This window comes from Actinoalloteichus sp. AHMU CJ021 (assembly GCF_002895405.1).
Lineage (GTDB): Bacteria > Actinomycetota > Actinomycetes > Mycobacteriales > Pseudonocardiaceae > Actinoalloteichus_B > Actinoalloteichus_B caeruleus.
Genome location: NZ_CP025990.1, coordinates 3,830,834 through 3,852,094, shown reverse-complemented (window position 1 = coordinate 3,852,094; position 21,261 = coordinate 3,830,834). Strand labels below are relative to the sequence as shown.

The following is a 21,261-nucleotide window of genomic DNA, read 5'->3' as shown; positions in this document are numbered from 1 at the left end:
TGTTCAGCTCCTTCTCAGATTGCGAGGTGGCCGCCAGCCACAAGTTGCTGATATGCCTTGGAGTACTCGAACTTCGTCACTTCGCCCTCATACTCTGGAAGAGTAGCGCCTTCCTCGAGATTCAAGTACTCCCTAAGCATGTCCTCGAAGTTGTCGATCGTGTTGAGAATTTCATCGCGGAGCTTCATCAGCGTAAGGGCGAGAGATCCGGACTCGGGGGAGCTAGCGAGCTTCACGAACTCCTCGCCAGCATTCAGGCTGATGGCGTCATCGCCTCGTGTCGGCTTGTTGAACTCGAGTCTTGAAGATACGGACTGCAGGTCCAGCACGCAATCCAGAGCTTCCTTGAGTTCCGCGATGGCCCGAGGCAGGGCCTCGGGGTCCACTTCGTAGCTGCCGCTCACGGCGGTTCCTCCCCAGGAGATCTTCAACCAACAGCACACTGTGCGGGCGCCCCGCTCTCGTCCCCTCCCAGGGCACGGCACGCCGCGCGCAGGACAGCAGTGGCACCGAGCGGGGCGGGAGCACCGTTTCAGCGGACGGGTATGGCCCGGTGAGGTGGTCGCACTCCCGTCGACACTGTCCTGCGGCCTGGCTGGCCCACTCCCTTCCACGCCCCGGACCGTCCAACCCCGCGTCGATGATCCCGGAGGACCCCGTGCCGCTCAGGCGGTCGAGCCGAGCTCGGTTTCCACGTCGTCGCCGAACCTCAACTGTTCGGCGGGCAGTGGGGGCCCGTGCGGGTGTTCCAGCTCGCGGACGAAGCCGGTGTCCTCGTCGAAGGTGACGGTGGGCCGGAAGCTGTCGCCTCCGTTCGGGCGTGTCCCCGACCACCACCGTACTGATAGCGGTCTATCACATATTACTCAAGGTATCCGAACGGCCACTAAAAATCACCGCATGCGCACGGAGAAGACCGGCGAGGAGCGAAGCCCCCCTGCACCGGGCTCCTACCCGCGCACTCCCCTCACCACGTGGTGGGGTGACGATCGCGGGGCTCCGCTCACCCGCGGCGAGGACGCCTCGCCGCCGGCGCGCGACCACTCCGTCCGCCTCCCCCTCACGGATGCCGACCCGGTGGCTCCCGCCCGGGACCTCGCCACCGACACCTCGTACCCGCACGGCGGCAGCCCTCCCCGCGTGGACCACGTGCAAGACGCGAGGCGCGCTCGGGCCGGGTGCGCGAGCGGACGCACCACGACCAGATTCGCCACGGTCCCCCGCGACGCCGAGCGTCGGGGCGCCCCCGCGCGAGCACGTCCCCGCCAGCGGTGGTGCCGGTCGATCACGCGCTGACCTGCACACGGTATTTCGTATCGTTTGGTTGGTGACTACGAAACGAAACCAACGGAAAGGCGGGGGAAGAGTAGGGGCTCAGCGAAGGGGGCGGGGCGGTCGTCCCCGCGCGAGGACAACCCCCAAGTCCGCGCCGCTCCGCCGGGTTCAGGGGCGCGGGTGCCTCGACGGTGACGTCGTGAACCCCGCGCCCCTGGGTCGAGGGGCGCCTGGGCGGGGTGGAGCAGGGATCTTCGCCGGCGTAGCCACACCGGGCTGTTCCGTCACGGTGACGTAAGAACGGCCGGCGGGTTCCCCCGCCCTGACCACGGATTCGCCCCGAGCGGTGGGGCAGCGGTAACGGTGCCCGTGGCGCCGCACACCGAGCGGGCCTGTCCCCTGCCATCCCGCCGGCCCTGGCCCAGGCGGACCTGGGGCGTCCTCGACCGTCCCGTCCACCGGAGGGCTGGTTCAGGCAGCCGTCCCCGGCTCGGAGGAGCTGGCGGAGGCCCTGAGGGCGTCGGCGAGCCAGGCGTAGGGCACCTGGTCGGCCATCATGCCGACGAGTTCGTCGCTCGTGGGATGCCCGTTGATGGTGGCCACCAGGTCCAGGTACCGGTCGTGGGGGCCGGTGAACGGCGACTCCCAGTGGGGATCGGCCTCGGCGTTCCTGGTGCCGTGCAGCTCCAGGGCAATCCGCAGCTGCTTCGCCGACTGCTGGCGGAACTCGGGGCAGTCCGGTTTGCCGCACACCCCGGAGAGCCAGGCCGAGTACCGGTCGGCGATCTCCCGGGCCCTGGACGAGTCCACCGGTAACCCGGCCCGGCGGGCCTCCATCGCCTCCGCCATGATCGGGGTTCCCTCGTCGATGGAGTCGAGCATCGACGAGGAGGCCCGTGCGGGCCAAGGGCGGCCGTGCCTCCTGCGGGCCCGGGTCTTCGCGGCACACGGTTCGGCGTCTCCGCTCCTTGCTGTTCGGCGTTGCTGCTCCGTTCGGCGCAGGTGCGCCGATTCCCGCTGGTTCGTGGCGTCGCCGTTGGTAGCGTTGGCCGGTGCGGCGTACCGGCTGAGGTCGGTCCGCGAGGAGGATGTGGGAGGCAGTGTGCACATCGAGAGCGACGGCGGCGGTGCCGGTTCCGCGTTTCCCTCGACGGCGAAGATGACGGGCAGCATCGCGGCGTTCGGCGCGGCCGCTGCGGCGGGCAAGGTCTCGATCGACCCCGAGAGCGCCGAGAGCATGGCCGCCAAAATCGACGCGATCGCCGTTCGTGCGAACAAGCGACTCAGGCACTTCGACGTTTTGGAGCAGGGCGTTCGTCTTGGTTCCAGCCCGGCGGCGTTGACGATGGCCGAGCAGGACCTGGTGACGGCGATGGGCACGCCTACTTCGGCCAGGGAGAACCTCGTGCTCTACATCAAGGCGCTCGAGGACCTTGCCGCGGCCATCAGGGCTTCCGCCCGTAACACCCAGAATCGGGATGCTGAGAACGCTACCCTGCTGACCAACACCGGAGACGACCTTCCATGATCGGTTGGACACCCCGTCATCGTTGTGCTGTGGCTACTGCTGGTGTTGCCCTGCTCGCCGTTGTGACGGGCTGCACCTCGGAAACCCCTGGGCAAGCGCTCTCCGTCCCCACGCCGGTTCCAGGTAGTTCTGATACAGCGGGCACATCCTCGGTCGAGGATGGGTCTTCTTTCGATGAGTTGGCCAGAGTGCTGCCTTGTGAGGTGCTCGACCCTGTTCAAGTTACGGACCTGGGGTACGACCCCTCGACTGCTGACTTCGAAGACGCTGGCCTCATTTTCATGTGCCATTACATGGCGGCGCCGTTGGAGTACCCGCTGTTGTCTATCAACATCGGCGCGAACCAGGCTTTGGATGATCTGAATCTGACCAACTTCAACTTCGTAGATTACCAGGTTGGTCCGTTGCGTGCACTGTTGATTACTGACGACCGTGAGCCGAACAAGTGTCAGATTTCGATGGAACTCGGGGAATCAGCCCACGCTACTGTAATAGTCAGCCTCACGGAGTCGCGGGAGGAGGCGTGTGAGTCCGCTGAGCGGGTCGCTGAAGTCCTTGAACCAGAACTGCCCCGTGAGGCGCGGTGAGCCTACCCTCCGGAGGGAGTGGGGTGGCACTGATCGCGAGGGTGCGAGAGGCAGCGGTGTGGTTGGCTGAGCTGCCTCAGCCACGGTCGAGGGCAGACGCTGTTTGGTGCCTTCTGCTGGATCTGCGGGAGATGTGGAAGCGGGTTGGTGGGGGCGGTGGGAGGGGGAACCGGTCCGTCGGCGCACCCGTGTCGGACGGGTGCCAGGTCGTGCCTTCCGATGGGCCTGGCCTGTTCGTCATGGTCGTTCGATGCTTCCGGTTCGGACACGGGTGTCGGTAGGTGCGTGAGAACGGACCAGCTGTCACCAGAGATCGCGTCGCTCTCGAGGGTGGTGGCGGGTGGGTCGGGGGCCGTGGTGGCGGACTTCGTTCGGGTTCGCGCTCTGCTGTTCGGCGTTGCTGCTCCGTTCGGCACAGGTGCGCCGATTCCCGCTGGTTCGTGGCGTCGCCGTTGGTAGCGTTGGCCGGTGCGGCGTACCGGCTGAGGTCGGTCCGTGGCGGAGGATGTGGGAGGCAGTGTGCACATCGAGAGCGACGGCGGCGGTGTCGGTTCCGCGTTTCCCTCGACGGCGAAGATGACGGGCAGTGTCGCGGCGTTCGGCGCGGCGGCCGCGGCGGGCAAGGTCTGATCGACCCCGAGAGCGCCGAGAGCATGGCCGCCAAGATCGACGCCATCGCCGTCCGAGCCCGCAAGCGGCTCAGGTACTTCGAGTTTCTGGAGCAGGACGTTCGGCTTGGTTCCAGTCCGGTGGCGTTGACGATGGCCAAGCAGGACCGGGTGACAGCGATGGGCACGCCTACTTCGGCCAGGGAGAACCTCGTGCTCTACATCAAGGCGCTCGAGGACCTTGCCGCAGCGATCAGGGCTTCCGCCCGTAACACCCAGAATCGGGATGCTGAGAACGCTACCCTGCTGACCAACACCGGAGACGACCTTCCATGATCGGTTGGACACCCCGTCATCGCTGTGCTGTGGCTACTGCTGGTGTTGCCCTGCTCGCCGTTGTGACGGGCTGCACCTCGGAAACCCCTGGGCAAGCTCTCTCCGTCCCCACGCCGGTTCCAGGTAGTTCTGATACGGCGGGTAGGGCTGTTGAAGATGGGCCGTCGTCTGAGGAGGAGTTGGCGAGCGTGCTGCCTTGCGAGGTCCTCGACGCCGAGCAAGTTGCTGACCTGGGGTTCGACCCTTCTACTGCTGACTTCGAAGACGTCGGCGTTATTTATGCGTGTAGTTATACGGTGGCGCCGTTGGAGACCCCGCTGTTGTCTATCAACATTCGCGTTGATCGAGCTTTGGACGAGCTCAACCTGACCGACTACAACCTGACCGAATACCAGGTTGGTCCGCTGCGCGCGTTGTTGATTACGGATGACCGTGAGCCGAATAAATGCCAGATCTCGATGGAACTCGGGGAATCAGCCCACGCGACGGTCGTGGTCAGCTTCACGGAGTCTCGGGAGGAGGCGTGTGAGTCCGCTGAGCGGGTGGCCGGAGTCCTCGAACCAGAACTGCCGTTCAGGTGGGTGCCCGCAGTAATCAGCTGCGTGCACTTATCGCGTTGTCCGGATCGGCGGACCCAGAGGATAAGGTGAGCGAAAAGATGCGATTGACAAAGACGGGACGTCGACTTGGAGTGGGCGGGGCGGTGATTGGCCTCATGTTGGCCCTGCTGCCCCCCTGGGGGTAGCGCACGCGGCGCAATCGACTGTTGGCCTTGCTCCCTCTGAGCTGATGTGTTCTGACGAACCGGTTACGCGAATCGCGGAGTCCGCTCACGTGAACACTCCAGTGCTGGTGTCGGGGCGTGTTGTCGGGGAAGGTGGTGAGATGCCCTCCGGTGGTGCGGTCGTTCGGCTGCTCGCCTGGCCCGCTGGCCGAGAGCTGGCTTCGCTCGAGGACGGTGACACATTCACCCTGACTCCCGGTTCGTCGACGAGTGGCGGGTCCGCACCCACGACCACCAGTCGGCGGGAGGGCACGCGTTCCGCCTCCCAGCTCCCCCGTTCCGCCAGCGAACACGCAGGGCGGTTCGACGGACAACGCACACGGCCGGCGAGCACGCCCATCGGCTGCGGTCAGCTGAGGGAACGAGGCAGCACAGGCTCCACCGCCGCTGCGGTGTCCTCCGCTAGGGCGCACGCCCGCTCGACTGTTCCCGCGTAATGCACATAAACTGACACATGGGCCTGCTCGCTCAAGTCCACCGAAATTTGACAATGTTCTGACGGGGTTTTGTCAATGATGCGGAGCGCGCGCAATGGACCCACATCGATCTCTTCAACCGTGTAGTTCGTCAGATTCAGCTGATCAACACTGCGTCGAATGTAACAGAATCAAACCTTTATGGAGAGTTTGATCCTGGCTCAGGACGAACGCTGGCGGCGTGCTTAACACATGCAAGTCGAGCGGTAAGGCCCTTCGGGGTACACGAGCGGCGAACGGGTGAGTAACACGTGGGCAACCTGCCCTGCACTCTGGGATAACCTCGGGAAACCGGGGCTAATACCGGATACGACCTTCCCCCGCATGGGGGTGGGTGGAAAGTTCCGGCGGTGCAGGATGGGCCCGCGGCCTATCAGCTTGTTGGTGGGGTAATGGCCTACCAAGGCGACGACGGGTAGCCGGCCTGAGAGGGCGACCGGCCACACTGGGACTGAGATACGGCCCAGACTCCTACGGGAGGCAGCAGTGGGGAATATTGCGCAATGGGCGAAAGCCTGACGCAGCGACGCCGCGTGAGGGATGACGGCCTTCGGGTTGTAAACCTCTTTCAGCGCCGAAGAAGCGAAAGTGACGGTAGGCGCAGAAGAAGCACCGGCTAACTACGTGCCAGCAGCCGCGGTAATACGTAGGGTGCGAGCGTTGTCCGGAATTATTGGGCGTAAAGAGCTCGTAGGCGGTTTGTCGCGTCGACTGTGAAAACCTACAGCTTAACTGTGGGCGTGCAGTCGATACGGGCAGACTTGAGTTCGGTAGGGGAGACTGGAATTCCTGGTGTAGCGGTGGAATGCGCAGATATCAGGAGGAACACCGGTGGCGAAGGCGGGTCTCTGGGCCGATACTGACGCTGAGGAGCGAAAGCGTGGGGAGCGAACAGGATTAGATACCCTGGTAGTCCACGCCGTAAACGGTGGGCGCTAGGTGTGGGGGATTTCCACGTCCTCCGTGCCGTAGCTAACGCATTAAGCGCCCCGCCTGGGGAGTACGGCCGCAAGGCTAAAACTCAAAGGAATTGACGGGGGCCCGCACAAGCGGCGGAGCATGTGGATTAATTCGATGCAACGCGAAGAACCTTACCTGGGTTTGACATGCACTGGATCGCCTCAGAGATGGGGTTTCCGTAAGGTCAGTGTGCAGGTGGTGCATGGCTGTCGTCAGCTCGTGTCGTGAGATGTTGGGTTAAGTCCCGCAACGAGCGCAACCCTTGTTCCATGTTGCCAGCACGTAATGGTGGGGACTCATGGGAGACTGCCGGGGTCAACTCGGAGGAAGGTGGGGATGAGGTCAAGTCATCATGCCCCTTATGTCCAGGGCTTCACACATGCTACAATGGCCGGTACAGAGGGCTGCGAAATCGCAAGGTGGAGCGAATCTCTTAAAGCCGGTCTCAGTTCGGATCGGGGTCTGCAACTCGACCCCGTGAAGTCGGAGTCGCTAGTAATCGCAGATCAGCAACGCTGCGGTGAATACGTTCCCGGGCCTTGTACACACCGCCCGTCACGTCATGAAAGTCGGTAACACCCGAAGCCCGTGGCCCAACCCTTGTGGGGGGAGCGGTCGAAGGTGGGACTGGCGATTGGGACGAAGTCGTAACAAGGTAGCCGTACCGGAAGGTGCGGCTGGATCACCTCCTTTCTAAGGAGCATGTATCCCACTGCTTCGGTGGTGGGGTGGTCACTGTCTCAGGCGTGTGTTCTGGGGGTGACTGCTCAGTGGAATTGTGGACTGCTGGTTACCCGCATGGCTGTTCTGCTGTGTGGTGGTGAGTACGGCTCCTGCTTTCGGGTGGGGGTGGGGAAAGCTGCTGTGTGGTGGGGTGGTGGTGTGGTCGGTGCACTGTTGGGTCCTGAGGGAACACGCGTGGTGCGTGGGTCTTCTGGTGGTGCTGTCCCCGAGTGCCATACCGTCTGGCGTGCCCCTGGTGGGTGTGCGGGGTTGGTGGTGCTGGTGTGGGGGTGGTGGCCGGTTGTTCTTTGAGAATTACACAGTGGATGCGAGCATCTTTGTGGTCAAGTAAGTAAGGGCACATGGTGGATGCCTGGGCATCAGGAGCCGATGAAGGACGTGGGAGGCCGCGATAGGCCTCGGGGAGCTGTCAACCAAGCTGTGATCCGAGGATTTCCGAATGGGGAAACCCGGCCAGAGTCATGTCTGGTCACCTACACCTGAATATATAGGGTGTGTGGAGGGAACGCGGGGAAGTGAAACATCTCAGTACCCGTAGGAAGAGAAAACAACCGTGATTCCGTGAGTAGTGGCGAGCGAAAGCGGATGAGGCTAAACCGTGTACGTGTGATACCTGGCAGGGGTTGCGTATGCGGGGTTGTGGGACCCACCGGTCGAGGCTGCCATCTCGGCGAGGAGTCAGAAAACATGGTGTTAGCGGAAGACGTCTGGAAAGCGTCAGCGTAGAGGGTGATACTCCCGTACGTGAAAGCACTGTGTCTCCTGGAGGGGATCCCAAGTAGCAGCGAGCTCGTGGAATTTGCTGTGAATCTGGCGGGACCACCCGCTAAGCCTAAATACTCCCTGATGACCGATAGCGGACTAGTACCGTGAGGGAAAGGTGAAAAGTACCCCGGGAGGGGAGTGAAATAGTACCTGAAACCATGTGCCTACAATCCGTCAGAGCCTCCGTTGTGGGGTGATGGCGTGCCTTTTGAAGAATGAGCCTGCGAGTTAGTGATACGTGGCGAGGTTAACCCGGGTGGGGTAGCCGTAGCGAAAGCGAGTCTGAACAGGGCGTCAGAGTCGCGTGTCCTAGACCCGAAGCGGAGTGATCTACCCATGGCCAGGGTGAAGCGCGGGTAAGACCGCGTGGAGGCCCGAACCCACCAGGGTTGAAAACCTGGGGGATGAGCTGTGGGTAGGGGTGAAAGGCCAATCAAACTCCGTGATAGCTGGTTCTCCCCGAAATGCATTTAGGTGCAGCGTCGTGTGTTTCTCATCCGAGGTAGAGCACTGGATGGCCGATGGGCCCGACAAGGTTACTGACGTCAGCCAAACTCCGAATGCGGGTGTGTGAGAGCGCGGCAGTGAGACTGCGGGGGATAAGCTTCGTAGTCGAGAGGGAAACAGCCCAGAACGCCGGCTAAGGCCCCTAAGTGTGCGCTAAGTGGAAAAGGATGTGGGGTCGCCCAGACAACCAGGAGGTTGGCTTAGAAGCAGCCATCCTTGAAAGAGTGCGTAATAGCTCACTGGTCAAGTGGTCCTGCGCCGATAATGTAGCGGGGCTTAAGCGCACCGCCGAAGCCGTGTCATTCACATGTTGAGCTCCATCTGTCTCCTTTTGGGGGGTGGGTGTAGGTGTGTGGATGGGTAGGGGAGCGTCCTGCACTGGGTGAAGCAGTCGCGTGAGCGGGTGTGGACGGTGTGGGAGTGAGAATGCAGGCATGAGTAGCGAAAGCAGAGTGAGAAACTCTGCCGCCGGATGACCAAGGGTTCCTGGGCCAGGTTATTCCGCCCAGGGTAAGTCGGGACCTAAGGCGAGGCCGACAGGCGTAGTCGATGGACAACGGGTTGATATTCCCGTACCCGTGTGGATGCGTCCCTGGCGAGGCTGGTGATACTAACCGCCCGTGGTGCTGTCCTGCTTTCGGGTGGGGTGGTGGCCATGCGCGGGATCTGAGCTGGTAGTAGCCAAGTGATGGGGTGACGCAGGAGGGTAGCCCCGCCAGTGAGTGGTAGTACTGGTGTAAGCGTGTAGCCAGGAGAGGTAGGCAAATCCGCTTCTCTGTTAATGGTGAGACGTGATGCATAGCCGAATGAGGCGAAGTAGGGTGATCCCATGCTGCCGAGAAAAGCCTCTAGCGAGTGTCTACGCGGCCCGTACCCCAAACCGACACAGGTGGTCAGGTAGAGAATACCAAGGCGATCGGGTGAACTGTGGTTAAGGAACTCGGCAAAATGCCCCCGTAACTTCGGGAGAAGGGGGGCCGTGTGGCGTGAAGCCCTTCGCGGGCTAGCGTTGTGTGGCCGCAGAGACCAGGGAGAAGCGACTGTTTATTAAAAACACAGGTCCGTGCGAAGTCGTAAGACGATGTATACGGACTGACGCCTGCCCGGTGCTGGAACGTTAAGGGGACCGGTTAGTCCTTCGGGGCGAAGCTGAGAACTTAAGCGCCAGTAAACGGCGGTGGTAACTATAACCATCCTAAGGTAGCGAAATTCCTTGTCGGGTAAGTTCCGACCTGCACGAATGGCGTAACGACTTCTCCGCTGTCTCAACCACAGGCCCGGCGAAATTGCACTACGAGTAAAGATGCTCGTTACGCGCGGCAGGACGGAAAGACCCCGGGACCTTTACTATAGCTTGGTATTGGTGCTCGGTTCGGCTTGTGTAGGATAGGTGGGAGACTGGGAAGCGGTCACGCTAGTGGTCGTGGAGTCAATCTTGAAATACCACTCTGGTCGTACTGGGTGTCTAACCTCGGACCATGATCTGGTTCAGGGACAGTGCCTGGTGGGTAGTTTAACTGGGGCGGTTGCCTCCCAAAGGGTAACGGAGGCGCCCAAAGGTTCCCTCAGCCTGGTTGGCAATCAGGTGTTGAGTGTAAGTGCACAAGGGAGCTTGACTGTGAGACTGACGGGTCGAGCAGGGACGAAAGTCGGGACTAGTGATCCGGCACTGGCTGGTGGAAGCGGTGTCGCTCAACGGATAAAAGGTACCCCGGGGATAACAGGCTGATCTTGCCCAAGAGTCCATATCGACGGCATGGTTTGGCACCTCGATGTCGGCTCGTCGCATCCTGGGGCTGGAGTAGGTCCCAAGGGTTGGGCTGTTCGCCCATTAAAGCGGCACGCGAGCTGGGTTTAGAACGTCGTGAGACAGTTCGGTCCCTATCCGCCGCGCGCGTTGGAGACTTGTGGAAGGCTGTCCCTAGTACGAGAGGACCGGGACGGACGAACCTCTGGTGTGCCAGTTGTACCGCCAGGTGCATGGCTGGTTGGCTACGTTCGGAAGGGATAACCGCTGAAAGCATCTAAGCGGGAAGCCTGTTCCAAGATGAGGTCTCCCACCCACTTTGTTGGGGTAAGGCCCCCAGTAGACGACTGGGTTGATAGGCTGGAGATGGAAGCACGGTAACGTGTGGAGTTGACCGGTACTAATAGGCCGAGGGCTTGTCTACGAAGGTGTTACGCATCCACTGTGTGATTCTGGGAGTGCAACTGGCTCCCTGCCCTGGGGTTGGTTGGGGTGGGGTGTTGGTTAGAGTGTTTCGGTGGTGATAGCGAGAGGGAAACGCCCGGTCCCATTCCGAACCCGGAAGCTAAGCCTTTCAGCGCCGATGGTACTGCACCTGTGGGGGTGTGGGAGAGTAGGACGCCGCCGAACTTTCTTTCACCGGTGGGTGGAGGGGAATGTGGTTGAGCACCTGGTGGGTGCTCCCGGTTCGCCCGCGCCGGTGTGATCCGGGGAGCACCGCTCGGGCCCGTCCCGGACGTGGCGTCGGAGCGGCCGTCCGCGCCCCCACCCCCGGTGGAGGCACCGATACCTGGCACCTCGTCACCCGCCGCCGGGTCCCGCGCCCCGCCTGGCCCATCAGTCGCCGTCCGGGTCTCGGCCCTCGGCGCGGATGTCCGTGCGGATGTCGGATCCGGCTCCAGCTCGGACGGGACCCGCACGTCGGTGCGGGGCAGCCGCAGGCCACCCAGGACGACGAAGGCGATGGCGGCGACCACGAGGTTGACGGCCAGGCTCGCGAGGAACAACACGGCCGGGTTGCCCGCCAACCCCTCCCGGGCGACGACCGCCCCTCACCCGAGACCACCAGCGTGCCCGACACCGCCCGATCACCGGTGGGCGCCAGGAAGTCCACCATGTCGGGCAGCCCGTTGGGGAAGTGGAAGGTCTCCTCGCTGATGCTGTCCTCGGTGGCCGTGCGCAGCACGTAAGTGACACCGGGCACCAGGAAGGCGGTGTTCCGCAGCTTCGACCGCACCCCTTCCACGTCCAGCGCGGCGCCGGTCTCGAAGTAGCGGGCGTCGTGCCAGTAGCGGATCGAGGTGCCGGTGGTCTCGTCCCGCTTCATCTTCCCCGTGACGTGCAAGCCGGACCGCGGCGTGAACTTGGCCCGCGCCCCGGGGCCGTCGAACACGCCGGGGGCGCCGTGGGCGAAGGACATCTGGTGGACCAGGCCGTCGCGGCGCACCGTCACGTCGAACCGGTGGGACAGGGCGTTCACCGCGGAGGCGCCGACGCCGTGCAGGCCACCGGATGTCTTGTACCCGGAACCACCGAACTTGCCGCCCGCGTGCAGCCGGGTGAGGACCAGCTCCACCCCGGAGATCCCGGACCGACAGGGGGAAACCGACCAAGCTGCCGCAGTCCTGTGGGAGGACCCGGGCGGAGCCTCCGCAGGATGTATGACGCGAGTGGAGGTCCCTGGGTTCCCGTGTGCGAAGGACACGATCAGGTAACGAGCCTTCGGGGTGGAGCGGGGTCTGTTATCGCGGTTGGGGCCACGCCGACAGGCGCCGGACCCAGGTGCGCCGGTGGCGGTGTCCACATCCTGCCGGCTCCCGCATCAGGTGGTGATGAGGTGGAGGCTCGAGTCACGAATGGACCGTCGGAGTGGCGTCGAGGCCCCGGGAAGCCAGTCGCGGGCACTGGCACCCCGGAGCCACTGACGGGGACGGGCGGTCGGATCACACGATCCGACCGGGGGCGTGACGATGAAGCCCGAGCGGAGGTGGACCGCGCCGACGCGCACTTCGCGGAACGGCAGCCGGAGGCGGACCCGCCCTGGCTGGTCTACTACGACGAGGCCGAACACGCCGGCAGCAGTGCGCGGGCGCTGACCTCGCTCGCTCTCGCCGCGAACCGGCCGGGGGAGGCGGCGGACCGGCTGAGAACCGCGATCCAACTGCACAGCGACGCCTACCCGCGCTCGCGGGCGTTCTCCAGGGCGCGGCTGGCGACCCTGCACATGGCGGTCGGGGATCCGAGGGAAGCCGCCCTCGTCGGCCGGCGCGCTGTCGAGGACGCCAGGATGTTGCACTCGCGGCGGATGGACGAGGAGCTCGCCGGCTCGAGGCCCACCGCGGGTCGGCCAACCAGCCCCGCACCACGCTCAACGCCTCAGCCGTGACCGACTGGACCGCTGAGGGCACTTCGGTCGACCTGTCCTGTTCCGGCACTGTCCACACGACCACCGCGGGCTCATCAGCCCCAAGGCCCGCCGCCCCGGTCTCCCAGTCGGTGAAGGCTTCGACCGCCATGCCCGACATCGGCTGGGCACCGCCGACCGCCAGCCAACGATCCACCCCTGGGGTCTCGTTGAGCGGAGCTCGACTCCACTCCACCCGGTACATCGAATCCTGGGGGGTAGCACCCACCAGTTGCTCGGTCGACTGGTGCCACGATCGACGGCCCCAGGGGATTCCCCCGGATGCGGGGTGGTGGCACCTCCGAATCGGGGAACCCGCACACCTGATTCCGACCGATGGGCCTGTGACCTGCGGAGGCGTCCACCGGTACGTCGATTCTCGCTTTCGCCGCCGACGACTGGACCGGCCTGGTACGGATCCGGCGGAAAACGCTTCGGAATGGGTGGAGCACGCGGTTCTCTTCCGTTCGCGGGAGCGCCGGTGGCATTCGCCGGACCCGTTCTGACTCCGACCGCCCCCGGCGGGAGTGCGGTGGTTGGCCTCCGGCGCGGGCCGCCGATCGGCCCCACTCGCGGGCCGGGCGTTCCTGGCCAGCGCGTCGAACCGCTTGGTCAGGTCCTGGCAGACCAGGGCATCCGTCACTGGCCGGCCTCCTGCGCGCGGCCACCGATCCCGCCCGGGGCGCCGGCCGGGGCGAGGTCGCCCCGGGGCAGCTGCCGGTCCGGGCCGTTACCGGCCTGGAGGTCGTGGGCGTCGGTGTGGGTGATCTCCTCGTCCGGCACCCTGTCGTCCACCGGGTCGCCGCCCCGCTCCTTCGAGGACGCGGGGGTGCCCGCGCCGCCCGTCACGCGTGGCCGGCTGGGCCGGTGGTGGACCGGGGCGGGGTGCCGCACCCACCCGCGCGGGTGGGTGCCCCGGACCGCGTCGTCCGCGCGGTTCGGGGTCTCCCCGGGCGGAAATTCCGCGGAATACCAGGCGGGGTGGCGCCCGCCGTCTCTCGTGTCGGCGCGGGATGGCTGGTCAGGACGCTTGTCGTCGAGCGGTGGCCTCACGGTGGCCACCGGTGCCGGCTGGCTGGGCGGGAATGTTACCCAGACTTCATCGGGGAGCCAAGAAAGCCGGAACAACGGTGTTCGTCGAGGAGAGCGGGGGCGAAGTGGCCCCGGGCGGTGCCTCCTCGTCGAGGAATTCGCCCCGAATGCTCCGGACGGAGTACCGGCGATCGTCGAAATCGGGATTCGGCGGTGGGGCGGCGGTGGTTTCTCGTGACTATCGGTGAGAACCGTTTCGTTGTTTGGGGAAAATTTCCGCCGTCAACCCCGTTGCGTCCGACCGCCGGTAACTGTCCGCAGGCGGAAATTCAGGCGCTGGGGGCACTCGACCTGCGGTTATGGCGATCTGGGTGTCGGTCGACGCCCGTGTGGTGAGTGCGTATCGCCATCCCCGGTGGAGCCTCTGGATCGCCTCCGTTCGGGCGTCGCTGAGCCGCGAGTAGGACTCCGTGCGCTCGTTCGGGCCGGCGTCCAGCGACGCCATCAGTGACTTTTCCGCCAGGGGCTACCGGTCAAGTTTCACCCACTTAGCCCAATCCGCGGCCGTGTCAACTATCCAGGTGATCTTGCTCTTTCAGTGAACCCCCCGGGTCTCGCGCAGCGAGTGAGGTTCGCTGAAAGTTCGGCCGCGAGCAGGCACCCTCAGCAGTGGGAGCTCAGGATTGGCGGTAAGGGGTACTCCAAATGGCGGTATTCGAGCTTTGGGCCCTCGAACGGAGGCAACGACTCGCGCGACGGCCTGGTTTCCCGCTCCGGTCACGACCTGGCCACCACCGAACAGCGTCCCGCCAGTCGTGCCGAGGGACGCGCCGGTGGCCACTACCGTCCCCACTGCGGCGGCTGCGACGAACTTGCCGCCACCTCCGCCACCTTTCTTCCCCGTACGCGGACGTACCCGACCTTGTGGGTCGGTATAAAACCCGGTCACTTCATCCCCCTCGCAGCCCAAGGTTTCCTGGTGCCGTTCGGCCCATTCCTAGCGGGGGTGGGGGACAATTCTGCTCGCAGCGGCCCTCCGTTCACCCGGTCAGGGGATGGCGAGCCGGGAGATCTCGGCGGCGGTCACTTGCGTTGTCAGGTCGGGCATCACGGGCGTCCTGTCGACAGCGATCAACAACAACGCGAACCATACCCCGAAAACACCAGAAAGCCAAGTCCGCTGGGACATATCCCGTTAACAGTGCTTTCAGCACATTACTGGGCGGGCAGCCTTCCTACTGGTGTCGTCAACCAGTGCGTGTCTCCCGGGCCGTCGCCGCTTCGTCCTGCTCCACCCCAGATCCGACGCGAACCGCGCCCCTGCCGCCGCTCACCCGAGGTGTCGAGTGCATCCGTCTCCACGTCATGCCGGTCAGAATGGCATCGATACTCGAACGACGGCCTCGCCGACGCTGATGCTGCTCGTTCGCACCGTCCGGTCATGACAATTCAGTTGGACTGGAATTACAGCGTCGATCAGCTGAATCTGACAAACTACACGATTGAGGAGATCAGCGTAGGGCCGTTACGCGCACTCCGCATCATTGGCAAAACCGCGTCAGAACATTGCCAGATTTCCTTGCACCTGAGCGAAGATGCCCATGTGTCAGTTTTCGTACATTACGCGGGAACCCTCGAGCAGGCATGCGCCATAGCGGAGGGCACCGCAGCGGCGTTGGAGCCTTCATTGCCTCGGTCTTCGGACTGACCAGGCTGACGGTGGAGCTCACCGGGTCCGGCTGACACGATTCACGGACCCGGACATCCTGCTGCCGCTCGTGCGGGAACGGATGATCCTCGGGGGAGTTCTGGCGTTCTCCCCCTGCCGCCGGGAAGCCAGGGGCCACGCCCTGGCGACGCGGGTATGCGGCACGACCACTCACCCGACGAGTGGGCACGATTCCTTCCTGGTCACGGCTTGTCCGAGGTGGGCGTGTCACTGGTCGGCCCGTCTCCGGGTAGTGCCGTGGGCACGGCGCTCGGGCGTGCCAGGGCGGCCTGACCGGCTGGGTGTGCGCGCCTCCCCTCGCGCGCCCGCCGGATGTGCCGGAGTGCTGCCGTTGAGCCGCACGTCCGCGGGGTGGGGCCGCCGGTCTCGGCCTGGCTCGGCGCTGTCCTCTGGCGGTCCACCAGGCCTCAGCTGGGTGGGAGGCGCGTTCGGACCCGTACCGGGGGCGGGTCAGCGGGTGCGGGCGTAGTGGCGGCGGGCCTTCTCGCGTCTCCGTGACTACCGCACTCCGCACCTGACGGCGGACAGTCTATGAGCCGCGAGCGGAATTCGGTACGTGTGGTCGCCGTCTCGTGCACCCAGAGTCAGATCGGGACGGCGGACGGTGCCGACCCCTCTCGCGGGTGGTCGCCGACCGCACCCCGACCGGGCGTGTGCGCAGTGTCCGCACCCGGCGGTGAAGCGGGTGTGGGTACTGGGCGGGGACACTCGACGTGAGGGAACACGCGCGGTGGGCCACCCCCGGGGGCCGCCCCGCCGCACCGCGTCCCAGCAGGCGGGACGCGGTGCGCCCACCGGACAACCCGCTCGTTTGTCGTGGTGGCGGCTGCCTTACCCGGTGCACACCGCGCCGGACGGCAGCAGGTGCGACGGGCCCTGACGCCCCTTTCTCCGCTCACCACCTGACCGGCGCCGCCAGCCCGCCGGTGTCAGAGCAGCGTCCCGTCTCAGCGGGCGGCACCCGATTGGGGGCGGAGTACGGCGGAAGCGCATCGTGACCGCCGCCGTTGGTCACCCGGGGACAACAAAGGCCTGGTGCTCGCTCCCGATCCTCACGAAGATTGGGCCAACCGGGTAATTCCCCACCGCCGACTGGGTTACGGACTTCTCGGGGCGGGTGCGCCGGCAATAACGTCGAGGGAGTGAGGAGTGAATAGCCGCGCACGATTTGTTGGGGGGCTCGTGCGCCAGGAGCTGGCGGGGCACTCGGCGGCTGACCTGGTCGGGCCGTCGACGAGGTTCGGCCGGAGGACGACGGGCGACGCGAGAACCCGGTGGGCAGCCACCGCGCACCGCCACTGGGGGCGTTCGGGAGGCGGAGCCGGGCCCCACCCCGACGCCCGACCCCACTCCGGCGGCGCCGAACGCGACGTGGGCGGGGGAGGCGTGTCCCGCCCCGCCCCGGAGCGTCCCCGCCAGGGGCGGTCGCCACGCCGCCTACCCCGACGATCGTTGCCCCTGCGCTCGGGGGACTCGGCTGGCCCCTGCCCGGCACGGAGGGTGCGGCACCCGGTCGATCCGGGGCGAGCCCGAAGGCGACCGAGGGGAGGCCACCGGCTCCGGTGCTCGGCCGGGCACGCACCCCGACGCGGTGGTGCGCGGGCGCGAGTGCCGTCGGCGGCCGTCGCCCCCGGGGAACGGTGGACGACCGGGCGGGGCGGCCACACCGCTCTCCCAACTCGCCGAACTCGGCGGGCAGGACTCGCCGTTGCCCGCGCGCACCGGTGTCCTCCTGCGGTGCGCGGAGCCGACCTCGCCCACCCCGGGACTACCGGCCCGAGTCGACTACACCACCTGGGGCCGCACGTCGCTCCCCCAGTGGCCGGAACGGGAGGACGGACGTTGGGTGCTGCGGGCCCTCGACCTCGGCCACGACGGAGACGCCGACGGCGCGACCGGGGCCCGTCCGAACAGCGCGACCGCCCCCGTGGCCACCGTGCCGGCCCGAACCCGCATCAGGGACCTGCACGACTCGACCCGGGGCTCCAACCGGGCGCCCCTCGTCCTGACCACGCGGTCCACGCGGTGGTCGGACGAGCTGTTCGTCTCCGCTCTGCGGGAGGAACTGCTCGGTGTCTGCCCGGCCGAGGAGACGGTGTGCAAGCCGGCGGGTCGAGGCCCGCCGGCCCGCTCCCCTCGGTGGGCCCGCTCCCGGGCCCCGGGAGTCGGAGAGCTCGGCCCCCTCCGGCTCCGGAGTCCTGATCTCGGGCTGCCGGGTTCCACGGTTCGGTGTCCTCGGGGCGCGGGCCGCCTGGGGAGCTCGGGGCGGGGCTGCCGGGTCCGTCGCCTCCTGCGTGCGGGACGGTCACGGCCCCTCGACGGTGTGCGTGCCGGTGCGCGGCGGCCGCCGCCACACCGTCCACCGGCGCACTCCGCCGGCCCGGGAGCGAGGGGGTGTCCCTACGGGTTTTCGGCAAACGGCTGACACGGCGGAGGCCTGCGCGGATGCCGTCGTGGGCACCACTACCGGGCATGGCGCACAGGACTCGCGACGCCAGCTCACCGAGGAGATCGTCGCGGCGGGCGAGGGCTCCCCGTCGTCTCCGCGCGGGGCAGCTGGCACCATGTCGCGGTGAGCACCGGAAACGGCAGTGCCGACCCCCAGACCACGACGGCCCGCGCGGTCGCGGCGGCCACGGAGGCCGCCCGCGAACTGGGTGTCGAGGTGACCGAACCCCGCGTGCTGCCCACCCGGTCCACCAGGGCGATGGCGACGAAGGTCCCGACGATGTTCACGATCGACGTGAACAGGCTGAGCAGCAACGAATCGCTCTCCTCGATCCCCACCGACTGCCACAACGACGCCGAGTAGTAGAAGATCACGTTGATGCCGACCAGCTGCTGGAAGGCGGACAACCCCATCCCGACCCAGACGATGGGCAGCAGGCCGAAGCGGCCGCCGGTGAGGTCGCGCGGGGTGGGTCGACGTTCCGAGCCGAGAGCGGACCGGATCTCCTCGATCCGTTCGTCCACCGTCGACTCGTCCGCGCCCTCCACCCTGGCCAGGATCCGGCGTGCCCGGCCCACGCGGCCGGTGCGCACCAGGAACCGGGGGCTTTCCGGGATCGTCAGGGTCAACAGGAGGTAGAGGAACGCCGGAGCCAGTTCGATCCCGAGCATCCACTGCCACGCCTCCAGCGGCCCCAGTTCGCCACGGGCCCCACCGGCAGCCGCCGCGATCGCGTAGTTCACCAGCTGCGAGGCGGCGATGCCCAGCACGATCGCCAACTGCTGCATCGAACCCAGGCGGCCCCGGTAGGCGGCCGGCGCGATCTCGGCGATGTAGGTCGGGGCGACCACGATTGCTGACCACCGTCGAACAGGAATTCCCGGAATCGTGCTACGAATATGATACCTGAATCGAATCATCCGTTCCCTCGGCAGGAGCAGGACCTCCTTCCACCACTACTTCGATTCCCAGCGGAACCCGCTGGACGTGGTGTTGGACGAGGACCCCAGGAACCTGGTCGCCGCACTCGACGTCCCCACACCGGGGTCCTCCGCGAGCGGCGCCTCCAGGGGCGGACGTGGCGGCCCTGCTCGACCGCCCGCTGGCCCTCGACGCCCGCGACCCCGTCGGCGTCGGCGTCGGCCTGAGGCGATCGTCCTCACCCCACCGGCCCGCCCCTGGGGACGCCACGGCGCGCCCGCGCGGAGCACCAGGGGACTCCACGGCCGGCTGGACCGCCCCCTCCGCGCTGGCCGAGGGGTGGGCTCCCCCCGCCACGGCCCCCGGACCTCCAGGTGCGCCGCACGTTGGCCGTGCTCACCTCGAACGACGAGTGGGTGCTGGGCCGGGTGCTGGGCCACCGGAGCACGGGTCACCGCGAGACGACGCGAACGCCCGCCCACGGCCGGTTGGCCGCGCTGACCCGGCTGCTCCCCGAACCGAACGGGACGAGGAAGACCCAGGGTCGAGGGTGCGACCAGCGGTGCGGTCACCGCCTCCGCAGGACGATCTCCCCGGACTTCAGCTTGCCGAGGAAGTCCCTCAACTCGCGCTTGACGATGGGCGCGAGCAGGTAGAGGCCCAGGATGTTGAAGAAGGCGACACCGAACAGCACCGCGTCGGCGAAGTTCAGCACCGGCCCCAGTGTGAGGACCGTTCCGCACACGATGAGGGCGCAGTAGACCGCGCGGTAGACCACCGAGCTGACCCGCCCCGCCCCGAACAGGTGGTTCCAGGCCTTCTCGCCGTAGTAGCTCCAGGTGATCATCGTGGAGATGGCGAACAGCGCGACCGCGACCATCAGGACGTAGGGGAACCACGGCAGCACGGTCTCGAAGGCGTTGGACGTCACCGTCACGCCCTCCGGGCTGTCAGCCCCAGCAGCCACCGCCGCCTTGGCGTCGTGCCAGAAGTCCGTGCTGGCGATCACGATCGTCAGCGCCGTCATCGTGCAGATGATCACGGTGTCGACGAAGGGCTCCAGCAGCGCCACGAGCCCCTCGGTGACCGGGTGGCGGGTGCGGACCGCCGCGTGCGCGATCGGTGCCGACCCCACGCCGGCCTCGTTGGAGAAGGCGGCCCGCTGGAACCCGATGATCATCACGCCCAGCGCTCCGCCCGCGACGCCCTCGGGGGCGAAGGCGCCGGAGACGATCTCACCGAAGGCGCGTGGCACCTCATTGACGTTCACGAGGATGACCACGAGGCAGGCCAGCACGTAGATGACGCCCATCGTCGGCACGAGCCGCGAGGTCACCTTGCCGATCGACTTGATCCCACCGACGATGACCAGCGCCACGAGGCCAGCGAGTAGTAGTCCGAAGATGAAGGCGGCTCCCCCTCCACCGAGGAGACCGTCCTCACCACCGGTCACCGAACGCAACTGGGCGAAGGTCTGGTTGGCCTGGAACATGTTCCCGCCGGCGAGGGCGAAGAACAGCAGCATCACCGAGGCGCCGATCGCCAGCACCTTGCCCAGCGAGCGGCCGAAGCCGTTGGGGAAGCGCTCGGCGATGCCCTGGCGGAGGTAGTACATGGGGCCGCCGTGGACGGTGCCGTCCGCGTCGATCTTGCGGTACTTCACGCCCAGGGTGCACTCGACGAACTTGGTGCACATGCCCAGGAACCCGGCCAGGATCATCCAGAACGTCGCGCCGGCCCCACCGACCGTGACCGCCACACCGACACCCGCGATGTTGCCAAGGCCGACCGTCCCCGACAGCGCCGAGGAGAGGGCCTGGAAGTGCGTGATCTCCCCAGGCTCGTCGTTGCGCGTGTACTTCCCACGCGCGATCTGGATCGCGAGCCGGAACTTGCCGAGCTGGACCAGGCCGAAGTACGCGGTGAACACCGCCGCCGCGATGACCAGCCAGGCGACGATGACCGGGAACGCGGCCCCGAAGACCGTGATCTCGGCGAAGATGATGGACGACGTGAATGACTCGATGGGTGCGAAGACGCTGTTGATGGCGTCCTCGACGCCGGAAAGGACTCCGCCGTCCTGCGCGAGGAGGACGGGTGCCGGGTCGCCGGTTGGCGGACTTGGCGGCGGGGTCGCCGTCGTGATGTGTGACATGGCATGACAGTGCACGGGTAAACCCCGGTTCACCGCAAGAGGGCGGGCCGAATTTGATGCGGAGCGTAACAATTGTTACTGCCCCGTTTCGGTTGATTGCGGTGGCGTATGCCCTAGCCACGGGAACGCTGCCGGGTTCCTGGTCGCCGTCCGTAGTGATCCGTATCACGGATGGTTCACGATTGCTCCTTCTGGGAGAGTGCCGTCGCGCCGGTGGTTCCTGGCGGGTCCCCGCCACGCCGACGATGAGCGTG

General features: G+C 66.2%; 11 protein-coding genes, 3 rRNA genes and 2 pseudogenes. 10 read left to right on the top strand and 6 right to left on the bottom strand.

The window, feature by feature from the left end:
- Window positions 1-14: 14 nt before the first annotated feature.
- Window positions 15-404, bottom strand: a complete 390-nt coding sequence (locus C1701_RS16705; RefSeq protein ID WP_103056188.1) for a hypothetical protein — start codon at window positions 402-404, stop codon at window positions 15-17.
- A gap of 1,342 nt (window positions 405-1,746) precedes the next feature.
- Window positions 1,747-2,157, bottom strand: a complete 411-nt coding sequence (locus C1701_RS16700) for a hypothetical protein (protein WP_337661749.1) — start codon at window positions 2,155-2,157, stop codon at window positions 1,747-1,749.
- A 220-nt stretch (window positions 2,158-2,377) separates the two neighbouring features.
- Between C1701_RS16700 and C1701_RS16695 the strand changes: the two genes are divergently transcribed.
- The 5 genes from C1701_RS16695 to C1701_RS16680 all read left to right on the top strand — a co-directional run bounded on the left by C1701_RS16695 (window position 2,378) and on the right by C1701_RS16680 (window position 4,984).
- Complete coding sequence (locus C1701_RS16695) at window positions 2,378-2,803, top strand: hypothetical protein (RefSeq protein WP_103056187.1); 426 nt, start codon at window positions 2,378-2,380, stop codon at window positions 2,801-2,803.
- 29 nt (window positions 2,804-2,832) lie between these two features.
- Window positions 2,833-3,390, top strand: coding sequence for a DUF3558 domain-containing protein (locus C1701_RS16690; RefSeq protein WP_245588660.1), 558 nt, complete (start codon window positions 2,833-2,835; stop codon window positions 3,388-3,390).
- A gap of 495 nt (window positions 3,391-3,885) precedes the next feature.
- Entirely contained in the window at window positions 3,886-4,020 is a 135-nt protein-coding gene (locus C1701_RS27560) for a hypothetical protein (RefSeq protein WP_272500032.1), read from the top strand.
- Between the two features lie 23 nt (window positions 4,021-4,043).
- Window positions 4,044-4,334 carry a hypothetical protein gene (locus C1701_RS16685; RefSeq protein ID WP_026417089.1) on the top strand — a complete coding sequence of 97 codons (291 nt, stop codon included), beginning with the start codon at window positions 4,044-4,046 and terminating at the stop codon, window positions 4,332-4,334.
- Window positions 4,331-4,984, top strand: coding sequence for a DUF3558 domain-containing protein (locus C1701_RS16680; RefSeq protein WP_337661748.1), 654 nt, complete (start codon window positions 4,331-4,333; stop codon window positions 4,982-4,984). Before C1701_RS16685 ends, C1701_RS16680 begins: the two co-directional genes overlap by 4 nt.
- A gap of 483 nt (window positions 4,985-5,467) precedes the next feature.
- Here the strand turns inward: C1701_RS16680 and C1701_RS16675 are convergent.
- Window positions 5,468-5,710, bottom strand: a pseudogene (locus tag C1701_RS16675) (DUF3558 domain-containing protein); the annotation flags it as partial.
- Between the two features lie 22 nt (window positions 5,711-5,732).
- Here C1701_RS16675 and C1701_RS16670 point away from each other — a divergent pair.
- The 4 genes from C1701_RS16670 to C1701_RS16650 all read left to right on the top strand — a co-directional run bounded on the left by C1701_RS16670 (window position 5,733) and on the right by C1701_RS16650 (window position 12,703).
- A 16S ribosomal RNA gene (locus C1701_RS16670) occupies window positions 5,733-7,247 on the top strand.
- A 372-nt stretch (window positions 7,248-7,619) separates the two neighbouring features.
- Window positions 7,620-10,741: ribosomal RNA gene (locus C1701_RS16665) — 23S ribosomal RNA — on the top strand.
- Between the two features lie 89 nt (window positions 10,742-10,830).
- A 5S ribosomal RNA gene (gene rrf, locus C1701_RS16660) occupies window positions 10,831-10,947 on the top strand.
- Together the 16S, 23S and 5S rRNA genes form the textbook arrangement of a ribosomal RNA operon.
- 1,357 nt (window positions 10,948-12,304) lie before the next feature.
- Entirely contained in the window at window positions 12,305-12,703 is a 399-nt protein-coding gene (locus C1701_RS16650; RefSeq protein ID WP_103056185.1) for a hypothetical protein, read from the top strand.
- Between the two features lie 657 nt (window positions 12,704-13,360).
- Here the strand turns inward: C1701_RS16650 and C1701_RS16645 are convergent.
- Entirely contained in the window at window positions 13,361-13,570 is a 210-nt protein-coding gene (locus C1701_RS16645; protein WP_337661747.1) for a hypothetical protein, read from the bottom strand.
- Between the two features lie 1,618 nt (window positions 13,571-15,188).
- Between C1701_RS16645 and C1701_RS16640 the strand changes: the two are divergent.
- Window positions 15,189-15,461, top strand: a pseudogene (locus C1701_RS16640) (DUF3558 domain-containing protein); the annotation flags it as partial.
- Window positions 15,462-17,981: 2,520 nt separating this feature from the next.
- Here the strand turns inward: C1701_RS16640 and C1701_RS16625 are convergent.
- On the bottom strand, window positions 17,982-18,782 hold the full coding sequence (locus C1701_RS16625) for an MFS transporter (protein ID WP_337661746.1): 801 nt from the start codon (window positions 18,780-18,782) through the stop codon (window positions 17,982-17,984).
- Window positions 18,783-19,420: 638 nt separating this feature from the next.
- Complete coding sequence (locus C1701_RS16620; RefSeq protein WP_103056182.1) at window positions 19,421-21,007, bottom strand: alanine/glycine:cation symporter family protein; 1,587 nt, start codon at window positions 21,005-21,007, stop codon at window positions 19,421-19,423.
- Between the last annotated feature and the right edge of the window lie 254 nt (window positions 21,008-21,261).